Source organism: Streptomyces sp. MGP-P1, assembly GCF_057766565.1.
Map to the genome: position 1 here is coordinate 1,783,416 of NZ_JBYMEM010000007.1, position 13,945 is coordinate 1,797,360.

The 13,945-nt window shown below is 73.7% G+C and carries 13 protein-coding genes and 1 rRNA gene; 9 read left to right on the top strand and 5 right to left on the bottom strand.

Going from position 1 to position 13,945, the window contains the following annotated elements:
• The first annotated feature begins 67 nt into the window (after window positions 1–67).
• Window positions 68–184, top strand: a 5S ribosomal RNA gene (gene rrf / locus AC3CH1_RS29495).
• 29 nt (window positions 185–213) lie between these two features.
• On the opposite strand, the gene AC3CH1_RS29500 is transcribed toward rrf, so the two are convergent.
• A complete protein-coding gene (locus tag AC3CH1_RS29500; protein WP_488465678.1) occupies window positions 214–1,776 on the bottom strand; it encodes a hypothetical protein in 1,563 nt (520 codons plus the stop codon).
• 30 nt (window positions 1,777–1,806) lie between these two features.
• Here AC3CH1_RS29500 and AC3CH1_RS29505 point away from each other — a divergent pair, with 30 nt between their 5' ends.
• Window positions 1,807–2,571 carry a tetratricopeptide repeat protein gene (locus tag AC3CH1_RS29505; protein ID WP_488465679.1) on the top strand — a complete coding sequence of 255 codons (765 nt, stop codon included), beginning with the start codon at window positions 1,807–1,809 and terminating at the stop codon, window positions 2,569–2,571.
• A gap of 90 nt (window positions 2,572–2,661) precedes the next feature.
• On the opposite strand, the gene AC3CH1_RS29510 is transcribed toward AC3CH1_RS29505, so the two are convergent.
• Window positions 2,662–3,942: a DUF1015 family protein gene (locus AC3CH1_RS29510; RefSeq protein ID WP_488465680.1), complete on the bottom strand. Its 1,281-nt coding sequence runs from the start codon at window positions 3,940–3,942 to the stop codon at window positions 2,662–2,664.
• Window positions 3,943–4,013: 71 nt separating this feature from the next.
• On the opposite strand from AC3CH1_RS29510, the gene AC3CH1_RS29515 reads away from it, so the two are divergent.
• Together AC3CH1_RS29515 and AC3CH1_RS29520 are read left to right on the top strand one after the other, a co-directional pair.
• Window positions 4,014–5,045 carry an HAD-IIA family hydrolase gene (locus AC3CH1_RS29515; protein ID WP_488465681.1) on the top strand — a complete coding sequence of 344 codons (1,032 nt, stop codon included), beginning with the start codon at window positions 4,014–4,016 and terminating at the stop codon, window positions 5,043–5,045.
• 237 nt (window positions 5,046–5,282) lie between these two features.
• A complete protein-coding gene (locus AC3CH1_RS29520; protein WP_488466765.1) occupies window positions 5,283–6,086 on the top strand; it encodes an ABC transporter ATP-binding protein in 804 nt (267 codons plus the stop codon).
• Between the two features lie 130 nt (window positions 6,087–6,216).
• Here the strand turns inward: AC3CH1_RS29520 and AC3CH1_RS29525 are convergent, their stop codons facing one another.
• Complete coding sequence (locus AC3CH1_RS29525) at window positions 6,217–6,564, bottom strand: SCP2 sterol-binding domain-containing protein (RefSeq protein ID WP_488465682.1); 348 nt, start codon at window positions 6,562–6,564, stop codon at window positions 6,217–6,219.
• A gap of 42 nt (window positions 6,565–6,606) precedes the next feature.
• On the opposite strand from AC3CH1_RS29525, the gene AC3CH1_RS29530 reads away from it, so the two are divergent.
• The 5 genes from AC3CH1_RS29530 to AC3CH1_RS29550 all read left to right on the top strand — a co-directional run bounded on the left by AC3CH1_RS29530 (window position 6,607) and on the right by AC3CH1_RS29550 (window position 11,815).
• Window positions 6,607–6,891 (top strand): hypothetical protein, encoded by a 285-nt coding sequence (locus tag AC3CH1_RS29530; protein WP_488465683.1) that lies wholly within the window; start codon window positions 6,607–6,609, stop codon window positions 6,889–6,891.
• Between the two features lie 7 nt (window positions 6,892–6,898).
• Window positions 6,899–7,714 carry a TlyA family RNA methyltransferase gene (locus AC3CH1_RS29535; RefSeq protein WP_361883316.1) on the top strand — a complete coding sequence of 272 codons (816 nt, stop codon included), beginning with the start codon at window positions 6,899–6,901 and terminating at the stop codon, window positions 7,712–7,714.
• An 8-nt stretch (window positions 7,715–7,722) separates the two neighbouring features.
• On the top strand, window positions 7,723–8,628 hold the full coding sequence (locus tag AC3CH1_RS29540) for an NAD kinase (protein WP_488466766.1): 906 nt from the start codon (window positions 7,723–7,725) through the stop codon (window positions 8,626–8,628).
• Between the two features lie 95 nt (window positions 8,629–8,723).
• A complete protein-coding gene (recN, locus tag AC3CH1_RS29545; RefSeq protein ID WP_488465684.1) occupies window positions 8,724–10,466 on the top strand; it encodes a DNA repair protein RecN in 1,743 nt (580 codons plus the stop codon).
• A gap of 248 nt (window positions 10,467–10,714) precedes the next feature.
• Entirely contained in the window at window positions 10,715–11,815 is a 1,101-nt protein-coding gene (locus tag AC3CH1_RS29550; protein ID WP_488465685.1) for a glycosyltransferase family 4 protein, read from the top strand.
• Window positions 11,816–11,843: 28 nt separating this feature from the next.
• Here AC3CH1_RS29550 and AC3CH1_RS29555 read toward each other — a convergent pair whose 3' ends face one another.
• Together AC3CH1_RS29555 and AC3CH1_RS29560 are read right to left on the bottom strand one after the other, a co-directional pair.
• The gene (locus AC3CH1_RS29555) at window positions 11,844–13,469 is read right to left on the bottom strand and encodes a PucR family transcriptional regulator (RefSeq protein WP_488465686.1); all 1,626 of its coding nucleotides are present in this window, start codon (window positions 13,467–13,469) and stop codon (window positions 11,844–11,846) included.
• A 130-nt stretch (window positions 13,470–13,599) separates the two neighbouring features.
• Window positions 13,600–13,944 (bottom strand): MerR family transcriptional regulator, encoded by a 345-nt coding sequence (locus tag AC3CH1_RS29560; RefSeq protein ID WP_488465687.1) that lies wholly within the window; start codon window positions 13,942–13,944, stop codon window positions 13,600–13,602.
• Window position 13,945: the final 1 nt, after the last annotated feature.

The window sequence follows — 13,945 nt, forward strand, 5'->3', positions numbered from 1 at the left end:
TCGCACCGGTTGAACAGTTTCACTACTTAATTGAAAAGTGTGCTTGTTCGCTAGAACCCGATAGGGTTTCGGTGGTCATTGCGTTAGGGAAACGCCCGGTTACATTCCGAACCCGGAAGCTAAGCCTTTCAGCGCCGATGGTACTGCAGGGGGGACCCTGTGGGAGAGTAGGACGCCGCCGAACAATCTTTCAAGGACCCCTGGTCCCAGCGTTCAACGCTGGGACCAGGGGTCCTTTTGTTTTTCCCGAAGCGCGTCGACTGGTCGGCTGCGCGAGAATGTCTGTGGTACCCGAAGACAGGAGTCACACCCATGTCCACCAACTCTCCCGACGATCGTCCGGAGCGCGAGCCGCGTCGCCGGGACGGCGGTGACAGGGGCGGTTACCGCGGTGGTCGTGACGACCGGTCCGGTTCCGGCGCCCCTCGACGCGACAACGACCGTGGCGGTTTCCGCCGTGACGACAGCCGGCCTTCCGGCACCGGTGGCAGCACTGGCGGTGGCTTCCGCCGCGACGACCGTGACCGCGACCGCGGCCCGCGTCGTGACGACAGCAGGCCGACCGGTGGTGGTTTCCGCCGTGACGACAACCGGGGCGGTGGCGCCGGCGGCGGCGGTTTCCGTCGTGACGACAACCGGCCTTCCGGTGGCTCCTCCGGTGGTGGGTTCCGTCGTGACGACAGTCGTGGTGGGGACCGTGATCGTGGGACTCGTCGTGACGACGACCGTGGTGGATACCGGGGTGGTCAGCAGCGTGATGACCGTGGTGGCCGCCCCAGCGGTGGCTTCGAACGTCGCGACGACCGGCCGCGCGGTCCGCGCCGCGACGACGACCGGCCCTCCGGCGGCTCCTCCGGCGGCGGTTTCCGCCGTGACGACAGCAGGCCGACCGGTGGTGGTTTCCGCCGTGACGACAACCGGGGCGGTGGCTCCGGCGGTGGTTTCCGTCGGGATGACAACCGTGGCGGTGGCTTCGAGCGTCGTGACGACCGGCCCCGTGGCCCCCGTCGTGACGACGACCGGCCCTCCGGTGGCGGTTTCCGTCGTGACGACAACCGGCCTTCCGGTGGCTCCTCCGGTGGTGGGTTCCGTCGTGACGAGAGTCGTGGTGGGGACCGTGATCGTGGGCCTCGTCGTGACGACGACCGTGGTGGGTACCGGGGTGGTCAGCAGCGTGATGACCGTGGTGGCCGCCCCAGCGGTGGCTTCGAACGTCGTGATGACCGGCCCCGTGGCCCGCGCCGTGACGACGACCGGCCCTCCGGCGGCTCCTCCGGCGGCGGTTTCCGCCGCGACGACAACCGGGGCAGTGGCTCCGGTGGTGGGTTCCGTCGTGACGACAACCGGCCTTCCGGTGGCTCCTCCGGTGGTGGGTTCCGTCGTGATGACAGTCGTGGTGGGGACCGTGATCGTGGGCCTCGTCGTGACGACGACCGTGGCGGGTACCGGGGTGGTCAGCAGCGTGATGACCGTGGTGGCCGCCCCAGCGGTGGCTTCGAACGTCGTGACGACCGGCCCCGTGGCCCGCGCCGTGACGACGACCGGCCCTCCGGCGGCTCCTCCGGCGGCGGTTTCCGCCGTGACGACAGCAGGCCGACCGGCGGCGGTTTCCGCCGCGACGACAACCGAGGCGGCGACAGGGACCGGGGCGGATACCGCGGCGGTCAGCGCGACGACCGGGACCGTGGTGGTTTCCGGGGACGCGACGACCGGGGCGGCGACCGCGATCGTGAGCCGATCAAGCGGCTTCCGATTCCGGACGACGTCACGGGCCACGAGATCGACAAGGACGTACGCCAGGAGCTCATGAGCCTGCCGAAGACCCTTGCCGAGGACGTAGCGCGCAACCTGGTCATGGTGGCCCGGCTGATCGACGAGGACCCCGAGGAGGCGTACGCGTACGCCCGTATCGCCCTCCGGCTCGCGTCCCGCGTTGCCGCTGTGCGTGAGGCGGCCGGGTTCGCGGCATACGCGACACAGAAGTACGCCGAGGCGCTCGCCGAGTTCCGGGCGTCCCGGCGGATGACCGGGTCCGTGGACCTGTGGCCCGTCATGGCGGACTGCGAGCGTGGGCTCGGGCGTCCCGAGCGGGCGATGGCCATGGCCGGCGAGCCCGAGGTGCAGAGGCTGGACAAGGCCGGACAGGTCGAGATGCGCCTGGTGGCCGCCGGGGCACGTCGTGACATGGGCCAGATCGACGCCGCCATCGTGACGCTCCAGAGCCCCGAGCTCGCGTCCAACTCGGTGCAGCCGTGGACGCCGCGACTTCGCTACGCGTACGCGGACGCCCTGCTGGAGGCGGGGCGCGAGGACGAGGCGCGGGAGTGGTTCGAAAAGGCGCTGGAGGCCGACAAGGACGGTTCCACCGATGCGTCGGACCGGCTCGCCGCGCTCGACGGCGTCGAATTCGTCGATGTCCTCGGTGACGACGAGACGGCCGAGGAGGACGCGGTCCAGGAGGCCGGGTCCGGAGACCTCGACCACGAGGACGACGCCCGAGGCGACGCCGACCTCGATGACGAGCAGGACGGGGACCAGGACGGTTCCGGGGACGGTTCGGTCAAGGCTTAGCAGTTGGTGAGGAGGGGCGGCACTCCGGTCGGAGTGCCGCCCCTCCTCACGTTCCCTATCGGTCCGGCGGCCCCCGGGCAGCGTCGCGGATCAGTCGAGGGCGAGGCTTCGCATGACCAGACCCGTGGCCGGCTTCGGTCCGAACGACGTCGACTTCCTGGGCATGGTGACGCCCTGCCGGGCCAGGTCCCGGACGACCTCTTCGCGTACGGGATGCATCAGGACCGCCGTGGCGTCGAGCCGTTCCGCCTGCTCGACGGCTGCCGCGGTGTCGTGGATGTAGCCGATGTGCTCCGGCGCGTCCGGGATACGCCACACGTCGTCCAGCAGCGCGGAGTGCAGGACCGTCGCGTCCAGGGTGCGCCAGGCGTCGGGGCGGTCCGTCCGGATGGTGCGGGCCAGCAGAGCCGGGTCGGGGCGGTCCACCAGGTGGAAGCCGCCGTCGCCGGCGAGGAGGAACGCGTTGCCCCCGGCCGCCGCTTCGGCCAGTGCGTCGAGGGCCCCGGGGAGCAGCCCCTCGACTCGCCGGACGCGGAAGAGGCCGGTCAGCGCCTTCAGGGCCCGGGAGACCGGCAGCCCGCGCAGCAGCCGGTGGATGGCGCGGACCTGGAGGGGGTGGCGGGCCGTGTCGACGAGGAGGACGAGGCCGTGGTCCCACGGCCCGGGCGCGGTCTGTTCCCGCTGGAGCCGGAGGTAGGTGGCCCAGCGGTGGTGGCCGTCCGCGATGAGCGCCTGGCGCCGGGCGAGGTCGGACGCGATCGCGCTCCGTTCGGCCGGGTCCGTCACGGCCCAGAGGCGGTGCCGGAAGCCGTCCTCCGTCGTGGTGGCGAGCAGCGGTTCCCGCCGGACCGTGCGCTCGATCACCGCAGCCGCCCCGGCCGGTGCGCCCGTCCCGCCCCGGTAGGTCAGCAGCAGCGGCTCCAGATGGGCCCCTGTCGTACGCATCAGCTCCGCGCGGTCCGCGACGACGTCGTCCATGACGTCCTCGTGGGGCAGCACGATGCCCTCGGAGGCGGGGGAGAGGGCCAGGGCGCCGATCAGGCCCCGCTGGAGGATCTCGTCGTTCCGCTGCTCGTAGACGTACAGCACCGGGTCCGGGTCCGGGGCGATGACGCCCTCGGCCAGCCAGCGCTCCAGGGTGGCGGCCGCCTGCCGGTGCCGGTCCCGGGCGGTCTCGGCCTGGGGGAGGATGAGACGCACGATGTTGTGCGGATCCGCGGACTCCAGGTGGTGCAGCCCGTCGGGCCTGACGACCACGTCGTACGGGGGCGACGTCACGGCGGCGAGGCTGCCGACCCGCTCGGGGACGTAACGCAGTCCGCGGAACGGGAAAAGCCGCAGCCCCTGGTCGACGGGGCCTGAAGTGTTCATCAGGGCATCGTATGTGTGCAGAGGGCATACGCGATGATCGGGGCAGAACGCGTGGAAGAGGAGCGAGTCATATGAGCCACCAGCAGGACAGGTCCCGGCCGGCGGGGAGCGGTACGGTGCTGAGCGAGGCGTACGACACGGCTCTCCTCGACCTCGACGGGGTCGTGTACGCGGGCGGCGAGGCCATTGGCCACGCCGTGGAAGCGCTGGCTCGGGCGCGGGCCGGGGGCATGCACCTCGCGTACGTCACCAACAACGCGCTGCGCACGCCGGACGCGGTGGCCGAGCACCTGACGGAGCTCGGGGTGCCCGCCGAGGCCGCCGACGTGATCACCTCCGCCCAGGCCGTCGCCCGGCTGGTCGCCGACCAACTGCCCCCCGGGGCACGGGTGCTGGCGATCGGCGGCGAAGGGCTGCGGGTCGCGCTGCGTGAGCGCGGGCTGGTGCCGGTGGAGTCGGCGGACGACGACCCGGCGGCCGTGGTCCAGGGCTACGGCGGACCGGACATGGCGTGGGGGCGGTTCGCCGAGGCGAGCTACGCGATCCGGCGCGGGCTGCCGTGGTTCGCGTCCAACACCGACCTGACCATCCCGGGCGCCCGGGGCATCGCGCCCGGCAACGGGGCCGCGGTCGAGGTCGTCCGGATCGCCACCGGGGCCGAGCCGCAGGTCGCCGGGAAGCCGTTGCCGCCGATGCACCGCGAGACCGTGCTGCGGACGGGGGCGAAGCGGCCGCTCGTCGTCGGGGACCGGCTGGACACGGACATCGAGGGCGCGTTCAACGGGGGCGTGGACTCGCTGCTGGTGCTGACCGGGGTGACCGACGCGGCGCAGCTGCTGGCCGCCCCGCCGCAGCACCGCCCGACCTATGTGGACCGGGACCTGCGGGGGCTGCTGACCGGGCAGCCCGAGGTGACGCCTGCCGGTGAGGCCTTCCGGTGCGGGGGCTGGACGGCTGCCGTGCGCGGGGGCGAGCTGGTGCTGGAGGGCGAGGGCGAGGCGCTCGACGGGCTGCGGGCGCTCTGCGCGGCGGCCTGGGCCTTCGCCGGTCCGGGTGTGTGCGGGCTGGTGACGGGGAAGGCCCTCGCCGGGCTCGGGCTCTGAACCGGATCCCCGGCGCGGCCCGACGGACGGGCCCTGGTGCTCCCCGCGCGCACCGGGCCCCGGCGCCGTCCGACGCCCTTGGGGCGCGGAGGTGTTGAGGGCGTCGAGGGGGTGGGGCGGCGGCCCGCGACCAGTGGCGCGAAGAGGAAGATAGGTTAACCTAACTTGGTGCTGCTCGGTGGTCTGCCCGTGCCCCGCGCCGTGCCGCTCCACCTCGCCGACTCCGGGAGTACGACCATGCAGCGCCTCACCGCAGAATCGGTGACCCTCGGCTACGACCAGCGGGTCATCACCGAGAACCTCTCGGTGGAGATTCCCGACAACTCCTTCACCGTGATCGTCGGTCCCAACGCCTGCGGCAAGTCGACCCTGCTGCGCGCCCTCGCCCGGATGCTGAAGCCGAGCCGGGGGCAGGTGCTGCTGGACGGGCAGGCCATCCACCAGCTGCCGGCGAAGAAGGTGGCCCGGACGCTGGGGCTGCTGCCGCAGTCCTCCATAGCCCCCGACGGGATCACCGTCGCCGACCTCGTCGCCCGCGGCCGCTATCCCCACCAGGGGCTGCTGCGGCAGTGGTCGCCGGAGGACGAGCGGGTCGTCGACGCGTCCATGGAGTCCACCGGCGTCGCCGAGCTGGCCGATCGCTATGTCGACGAACTGTCCGGTGGTCAGCGTCAGCGGGTCTGGATCGCCATGGCGCTGGCCCAGCAGACGCCGTTGCTGCTGCTCGACGAGCCGACGACGTACCTCGACATCCAGCACCAGATCGATGTCCTCGACCTGTGCGCGGAGCTGCACGAGACGCAGGGCCGCACGCTGGTCGCGGTGCTCCACGACCTGAACCACGCGGCGCGGTACGCCACCCATCTCATCGCGATGCGGGACGGGGACGTCGTCGCGGCGGGACCGCCCTCCGAGGTGGTCGACGCGGCGTTGGTGGAGCGGGTGTTCGGGATGCGGTGCCAGGTGATCGACGATCCGGAGACGGGGACGCCGCTGGTGGTGCCCGCCGCCCGTAGGGCTCGGAAGGTCGCCGCCGCGTAAGGGGTGGGCCGGGGGTGCGGCGGCGGGTGCGGGGTGCGCCCCGGTGGGCGCTCTGTCCTCCATCGCCGGACGGGCTTGATTGTGCCGTCGCACGTCCGTGAGAGTGCGGGCCGGGACGCGCTCGAAACACCTACAGCAGCGATCTCAGTTTCAGCAGGTCGCGGAAGCCCGCCTCCAGGCGTACGCGGCCCGAGCTCCACGCCTTCGCGAAGTTCAGGTCGCCGTCCACCAGTGCCACCAGGTCGTCGCCCGTCATCGCGAGCCTGATCTCGGCCTTCTCCCGGGGTGGGCCCTCGACCGTGTCCCGCACCTGGATCCGGCCACCGGCGAGCCTGCCGGTGAACGTGATGTCGAGGTCCTTGACGTGACAGCTCAGCGAGCGGTCGAGGGCGGCTGCGCCGCGCACGTCGTCCTCGGCGGCTGCGAGGTTGTCGGAAAGTCGTGTCAGTGCGCTGCGGCACTCAGCCATGGTCGCCATCGTGCTCGACGGTACACCGGCCCGCCCATGTAGCGTTTCGGCATGAGCGACTGGACGCCGGAGGCGGGGACACCGCCCGCGAGCACGCCCGCCGAGCCCCTACCCCTGGGGGTCGTGCGCACCCCCACCGGCCATGGAGCGGTGGACGCCCGGCTGGAGCGCCTGGCCGATGCGGACCACCTCCCGGCGGACGGGCACATCGAGGTGTACGAGGATGTACACCGTGGGCTGCGGGCCGAGCTGACCTCGCTGGACGCCCGTCCGGCCGCTGTGCCCGGTCCCGTACCCACGCCTTCGCAGCACACGCATCACGACAACAGGAGCTGAACCGAACGTGGCAGGAGTGGCACGTCGCCGCCTCGACGCCGAGCTGGTACGCCGCAAGCTCGCCCGCTCGCGCGAGCACGCGAGCCAGCTGATCGCCGCGGGGCGCGTCACCGTCGGCCGCACCACCGCGACCAAACCCGCCACCCAGGTCGAGACGGCCGCCGCGATCGTCGTGACCAAGGACGACGGCGATCCGGACTACGTCTCGCGCGGCGGCCACAAGCTGGCCGGGGCGCTCGCCGCCTTCGTGCCGCTCGGGCTGACCGTGCCGGGGCGGCGGGCGCTGGACGCCGGGGCGTCGACCGGCGGGTTCACCGACGTGCTGCTGCGGGCGGGGGCCCGGCAGGTCGTCGCCGTCGACGTCGGCTACGGGCAGCTCGCGTGGTCGTTGCAGTCCGATGAACGGGTCGTCGTCAAGGACCGTACCAACGTGCGGGAGTTGACCTTGGAGGCCATCGACGGGGAGGCGGTCGACCTCGTGGTGGGGGATCTGTCGTTCATTCCGCTGGGCCTCGTGCTGCCCGCCCTCGCCCGCTGCGCCGGACCCGAGGCCGACCTGGTCCTCATGGTCAAACCGCAGTTCGAGGTGGGCAAGGAGCGGCTCGGCAGCGGCGGAGTGGTGCGGAGCCCGGAGCTGCGCGCCGAAGCCGTGCGTGAGGTGGCGCGCCGGGCCTGGGGGCTCGGTCTCGGTGTCCGGGGGGTGACGGCCAGTCCGCTGCCCGGCCCGTCGGGGAACGTCGAGTACTTTCTGTGGCTGCGGGCCGGCGCACCTGAGCTGGATCCCGCGGATGTCGACCGTGCAGTGGCGGAGGGGCCTCGTTGACGACGAATGTGACCACGAATGCGGCACGAACTGTCTTCCTTTTGGCGCACACCGGCCGGCCGGCCGCGATCCGCAGCGCGGAGCTCGTCGTGCAGGGTCTGCTGCGCAACGGGCTCGGCGTGCGGGTCTCGGCGACCGAGGCGGCCGATCTGCCGCTGCCGGACACCGTGGAGACGGTCACCGACACCAGCCCCTCCGCCGTGGACGGCTGCGAGCTGCTGATCGTCCTCGGCGGTGACGGCACCCTGCTGCGCGGCGCGGAGTTCTCCCGCGCCTCCGGGGTGCCGATGCTCGGTGTCAACCTCGGACGCGTCGGCTTCCTCGCCGAGGCCGAGCGCGACGACCTCGACAAGGTGGTCTCCCGGGTCGTCACCCGCGACTACGAGGTCGAGGAGCGGATGACGATCGACGTCGTCGTGCACAGCAACGGCGAGGTCGTGCACACCGACTGGGCGCTCAACGAGGCCGCCGTGCAGAAGGTGTCGCCCGAGCGGATGCTCGAAGTGGTCCTGGAGATCGACGGCCGACCGGTCACCGGGTTCGGCTGTGACGGGATCGTCTGCGCGACCCCGACCGGTTCGACCGCGTACGCCTTCTCGGCGGGCGGGCCCGTCGTCTGGCCCGAGGTCGAGGCGCTGCTGATGGTCCCGATCAGCGCCCACGCGCTGTTCGCCAAGCCGCTGGTGACCTCGCCCACGTCGGTGCTCGCGGTCGAGGTCCAGCCGCACACCCCGCACGGGGTGCTGTGGTGCGACGGGCGGCGGACCGTGGAGCTGCCCGCCGGGGCGCGGGTCGAGGTGCGGCGCGGTGCGGTGCCCGTACGGCTGGCGCGGCTCCACCAGGCCTCGTTCACCGACCGTCTGGTGGCGAAGTTCGCGCTGCCCGTCTCGGGCTGGCGGGGCGCGCCCCACTGACGGTTACGAGGACGCCCCACGGCCCCCGCGACCCTCGGGAGAGTGAATCCGGGAGCGGGGGTCGTCGCGCGTCCGGCCCGGGACCTCGTAAGGTCATGTCCGTGTTGGAGGAGATGCGGATACGGTCGCTCGGAGTCATCGACGACGCGGTGGTGGAGCTGTCACCCGGTTTCACCGCGGTCACGGGTGAGACCGGCGCGGGCAAGACCATGGTCGTCACGAGCCTCGGGCTGCTGCTCGGCGGGCGCGCGGACCCCGCTCTCGTACGGGTCGGGGCCAAGGCCGCGGTCGTCGAGGGCAGGATCACGGTGTCCGAGGGCGACGCGGCGGCGCTGCGGGCCGAGGAGGCCGGGGCGGAACTCGACGACGGCGCGCTGCTCATCAGCCGTACGGTCTCGGCGGAAGGACGCTCACGGGCCCATCTCGGCGGCAGATCCGTGCCGGTGGGGGTCCTGACCGAGCTGGCGGACGAACTCGTCGCCGTGCACGGCCAGACCGACCAGCAGGGGCTGCTCAAGCCCGCGCGGCAGCGGGGGGCGCTCGACCGGTACGCCGGGGACGGTGTGGCGGTCCCGCACGCCGCGTACACGGCCGCCTACCGGCGGCTGCGGACCGTCGCCGCGACCTTGGAGGAGCTGACCACCCGGGCCCGGGAGCGGGCCCAGGAGGCGGATCTCCTGCGTTTCGGCCTGAACGAGGTCGCCGCCGTCGAGCCGTTGCCGGGCGAGGACGTCGAGCTGGCCGCCGAAGCGGAGCGGCTCGGGCACGCCGAGGCGCTCGCCTCCGCCGCCTCCCTCGCGCACACGGCGCTCGCGGGGAACCCGGAGGATCCGGAGGGCGTCGACGCGACGACGGTCGTCGCCGCCGCCGGGCAGGCCCTGGACGGGGTCCGGGCCCATGACCCGGCGCTGGCCGCGCTGGCCGACCGGATCGGCGAGATCTCCATCCTGATCGCCGACGTCTCCGGCGAGCTGGCCGGGTACGCCGACCAGCTGGAGGCCGACCCGCTGCGGCTGGCCGCCGTGGAGGAGCGCCGGGCCGAGCTGACCACCCTGACCCGGAAGTACGGCACCGACATCACGGCCGTGCTCGCCTGGGCCCAGGAGGGCGCGGGCCGGCTCACCGAACTGGAGGGCGACGACGAGCGCATCGATGAGCTGACCGCGGAGCGTGACGGGCTGCGGGCCGAACTGTCGGTGCTCGGACAGGCGTTGACGGATGCGCGTACGGAAGCGGCGGCCCGGTTCGCCGAGGCGGTGACGGGCGAGCTGGCCTCGCTCGCCATGCCGCACGCCCGGGTCTCCTTCGCCATCCGGCAGACGGAGGCGGCGGACGAGGCGTCCGGCATCGACATCGGCGGGCGCGGCGTCGCCTTCGGCCCCTCCGGCGCGGACGAGGTCGAACTGCTGCTCGCCCCGCACCCCGGGGCCCAGCCCCGGCCGATCGCCAAGGGCGCTTCGGGCGGTGAGCTGTCGCGGGTGATGCTCGCGGTCGAGGTCGTCTTCGCGGGCTCCGACCCCGTACCGACGTATCTCTTCGACGAGGTCGACGCGGGCGTCGGCGGCAAGGCGGCGGTCGAGGTCGGCCGGCGGCTCGCCAAGCTCGCCCGGTCCGCCCAGGTGGTGGTCGTGACGCATCTGCCGCAGGTGGCGGCCTTCGCCGACCGGCAGCTGCTGGTCGAGAAGACCGTGGACGGCTCCGTGACCCGCAGCGGCGTCACGGTCCTGGAGGGCGAGGACCGGGTCCGGGAGCTGTCCCGGATGCTGGCGGGCCAGGAGGACTCCGAGACGGCCCGCGCCCACGCCGAGGAGCTGCTGGCCACGGCCCGCGCCGAATAGCCGATCGCGCGGCCGTACGGATACGGGCGGAGGGTCCTCCTCGGGGGTCCCTCCGCCCGTACGTGCTTCCGGCGGGCGGATCTCGACAATCTCGCGCCTCGATATTCACCCGTGAGGGTGGTGCGGTGTGGTCGGTTGTCGCCCTGAGTGCGGCAGCAACGTTACGGCGGTCCCGGAACGTGCGTACGGGCTGGCATCCTTGGCGCTGTACTTTCCGCCGACTCCGGAGCCCCGGGGAGCCAATCAACGTGTCACAACTGCGTACGGTCCAAGTCCTGGGCGGCGGCAGTGCGGGCAGTAGCGCGCACGTCGGTTCGCTGGCCGCCGGGCTGGTGGCGCGTGGGGTACGGGTGACCGTCTGCGCCCCGTCCGCGGTGGACCGCGCCTACGACTTCACGGCCACCGGGGCCCGGTTCCTTCCGGTGCCCCGGCGCAGCGACCCGGCCGCCGTCGCCGCGCTGCGAGCCGCCTGCGCGGGTGCGGACGTCGTCCACGCCCATGGACTCCACGCGGCCGCCCGCACCGCCCTCGCGCTGAGCGGCCGAGCCGTGCCCCTGGTGATGACCTGGCACACGCGGCGGTACGCGGAAGGCGCCCGTCGGCAGATCCTGCACCTGCTGGAACGGCGTGCCGCACGGGCGGCCGCGGTGGTCCTGGCCCCCTCGTCCGACCTGGTGGACCGGGCCCGCGAGCGGGGCGCCCGCGATGCCCGGTTCGCTCCCGTGGCCCTCCCGCACCCGCGCCCACGCCCCGCCGGTGACGGCGACGAGGGCAAGGCGCGGGCCGAACTGGGGGCGGTTGACCGGCCGTTGCTGATGACCGCCGGCAGTCTCGTACCGCATCACTACGACGTCCTGCTGGACGCGGCCCGCCTCTGGCGGTGTCTCGACCCCGTGCCGCTGCTCGTCGTCGCGGGGGAGGTGCGCGACCGGGGCGCTCTGCAACGGCGGATCAGGGACGAGGAGTTGCCCGTCACTCTCACCGGAAGCCGGGACGGCGTGGGGCAGTTGCTCGCCGCCGCCGACCTGGCCCTGCTGCCGAGCCGGTGGGAGGGCCGCTCCCCGCTGGCGCAGTCGGCGCTGCGCGCGGGGGTCCCGCTCGTGGCCACCGCGGTCGGCGGCGTGCCCGAACTGGTCGGTGAGGCAGCCGCATGGGTGCCCTACGGCAACGCCGAGGCCCTCGCCCGTACGGTCGTGGGGCTGCTCGGGGACCCGGCGGAGCGTGCCCGGCTCGCCGCGGCCGGGCGGGTGCAGGCGGCGGGCTGGCCCACCGAGGACGACACGATCGCCCATGTGCTCAGCGTCTACGACGAGTTGGCGCAGCCGCCGGCGGCAGGGCGGGTGCGCTGAAGCGGCCGGCTCCAGGCCCCGCCTGCTCTCAGGTCGTGTGGCGGCGGGCCCGCAGCGCCAGGCTCAGCGCCAGCACCGTCTGCGGGTCGTCCAGGTCCGTGCCCAGCAGCTCGCCGATCCGGGCCAGCCGGTTGTAGAGCGTCTGGCGGTTGAGGTGCAGCTCGCGGGCGGTCTCCGCCTTGCGGCCCGCGTGGGCCAGATACGCCTGGAGCGTCGGGAGCAGCGGCGGGCGCGAGGTGCGGTCGTGCTCGCGCAGCGGGCCGATCGCCCGGTTCACGAACGCCGCCAGGTCCGGGTGGTCCCGCAGCCGCCACAGCAGCAGGTCGATGTCGAGGCGCCGGGCGTCGTACCAGGGCCGGTCGTCCAGGCCCTGCGCGGCCGTCGCCGTCTCCGACGCGTGCCGCAGCCCCGCGCCCGCCGCGGCCCAGCCGCCCGCGACGCCGACCACGACCACCGGCGGCCGCGATCCGGCGCGGTCGAGGCCCGCCCGCTCCACCCCGGCCCGCAGCGCCGCCGCCACCCGGTCCGCGACCGCGGTGCGCTCGCCCTCCGAACGCAGCCCGACCAGCAGCGGAACCCGCCCCTCCACGGGCCGTACGCCGAGCAGCACCGGTACCCCGACCGAGGCCAGCTCCTCCAGGACCGCGCGGGCCAGCACCGCCCAGTTGCCCGACGGGGACAGCTCGGGGGCCAGCCGCATCACCACCGGGAGCAGCGGGGTGTCGCCGGGCCGGAAGCCGAGCACCCGGGCCTGGGCGGGGGCGTCCTCGGGGGCGATCCGGCCCTCCGCGAGGTCGGTGAGGAAGTCGCCCCGGCCCCGGGCCGCCAGCTCCTCCTCCTGCCGGGCCTGCATCAGCACGACGGCGAGGAGGCCCGCCGCGCGCTCCGCCGCCATCCGGTGCACGGGCGCCAGGGGCCCGGCCACCGCGAGCAGCACCAGCCGGGCCCGTACCGCACCGGTCTCGGGACCGCCGCCGTCCACGTCCACCAGCACCGCACCGGCCGGCGGGCTCTCCCGGGCCGCCCGGTCGCCGCGCATGCCCTCCCAGATCTGGAGCGGGTCCGCGCCCACCGGGGCGGTTCCGGTGGACGCCGCGTACAGGAGCCGGCCGTCGGGCGTCTCCAGGAAGACCGGGTTGGATGTGAAGTCGGCGAGGATCCCGAGGACCTGCGGCACCCCGCCGCCGTCGAGCAGCGCCCGGGTCGCGCGCCGGTGCACCTCCTCCGCCTGCTGGAGCAGCGCGTAGTGCCCGTTGACGATCTCGGTGTGCACCTCCTCGGTCACCACGACGAACGGCACCTCGCGGTGCAGCTGGACCAGCGGGAGCCCGGCCGCGCGGGCGGCGTCCACGATGGAGGCGGGCAGCCGGCCGAAGCGCGGGCCGAGCTCCACCACCAGGGCCGCGATGCCCCGGTCGGCGAGGCGGCGGACGAAGGCGCGCTGTTCGGCGGGGCGGGCGCCAAGGCCCAGACCGGTGGTCAGGAGCAGCTCGCCGCCCTTGAGGAGGGAGGCGATGTTCGGGACCTCTCCCGCGTGCACCCAGCGCACCGTGCGGTTCAGCCGGTCGGCGCCGGCCACCACCTCCGGGAGCCCGGCGCGCAGCCCCGGCAGCTCCAGCGCCCGCTGCACGGTGATTCCGCTGTGGCTCTCCACGTACCGGCCCGCTTCCTTGTGCCCTGCCCGTCGATCGGGCGGTCGTCCTGTCCAGGACGCTACCGCCCGGGCGCCGGGGCGCGCACCGCAGGGGAGGAGCGCGGACGCGTTGCCGTGCCGGGCCCGCCGGTCAGGGCGTCGTCAGCAACCCCGCGAGCGCGCCCCGGCTCAGCCGCAGCGCCTCGATCCGGTCGTCCATCACCGCCAGCTCCCCGCCGAGGATCTCCCGCAGCTCCGCGCACCAGTCGAACGCGGGCCCCTCGCCCCGGGCACACGGCAGCACCTGGGCGATCACCTCGGTGGTCAGGCCCGCCCGCAGCAGCGCGCGGATCTGCGTGACGGTCACCACGGCCTCCTCGGCGTAGGCGCGATAGCCGTTCGCGCCCCGCCCGGCCGACAACAGCCCCTGCGCCTCGTAGTACCGCAGCGACCGCGCGCTGACGCCCGTCCGCCGGGACAACTCCCCGATCAGCATG

Excerpts from the sequence above, each read along its gene's own strand:
- AC3CH1_RS29505 (WP_488465679.1), top strand. The coding sequence starts at position 1,807 with ATGAGCCTGCCGAAGACCCTTGCCGAGGACGTAGCGCGCAACCTGGTC.
- AC3CH1_RS29510 (WP_488465680.1), bottom strand. The coding sequence starts at position 3,942 with ATGAACACTTCAGGCCCCGTCGACCAGGGGCTGCGGCTTTTCCCGTTC.
- AC3CH1_RS29515 (WP_488465681.1), top strand. The coding sequence starts at position 4,014 with ATGAGCCACCAGCAGGACAGGTCCCGGCCGGCGGGGAGCGGTACGGTG.
- AC3CH1_RS29520 (WP_488466765.1), top strand. The coding sequence starts at position 5,283 with ATGCAGCGCCTCACCGCAGAATCGGTGACCCTCGGCTACGACCAGCGG.
- AC3CH1_RS29525 (WP_488465682.1), bottom strand. The coding sequence starts at position 6,564 with ATGGCGACCATGGCTGAGTGCCGCAGCGCACTGACACGACTTTCCGAC.
- AC3CH1_RS29530 (WP_488465683.1), top strand. The coding sequence starts at position 6,607 with ATGAGCGACTGGACGCCGGAGGCGGGGACACCGCCCGCGAGCACGCCC.
- recN (WP_488465684.1), top strand. The coding sequence starts at position 8,724 with ATGTCCGTGTTGGAGGAGATGCGGATACGGTCGCTCGGAGTCATCGAC.
- AC3CH1_RS29560 (WP_488465687.1), bottom strand. The coding sequence starts at position 13,944 with ATGCTGATCGGGGAGTTGTCCCGGCGGACGGGCGTCAGCGCGCGGTCG.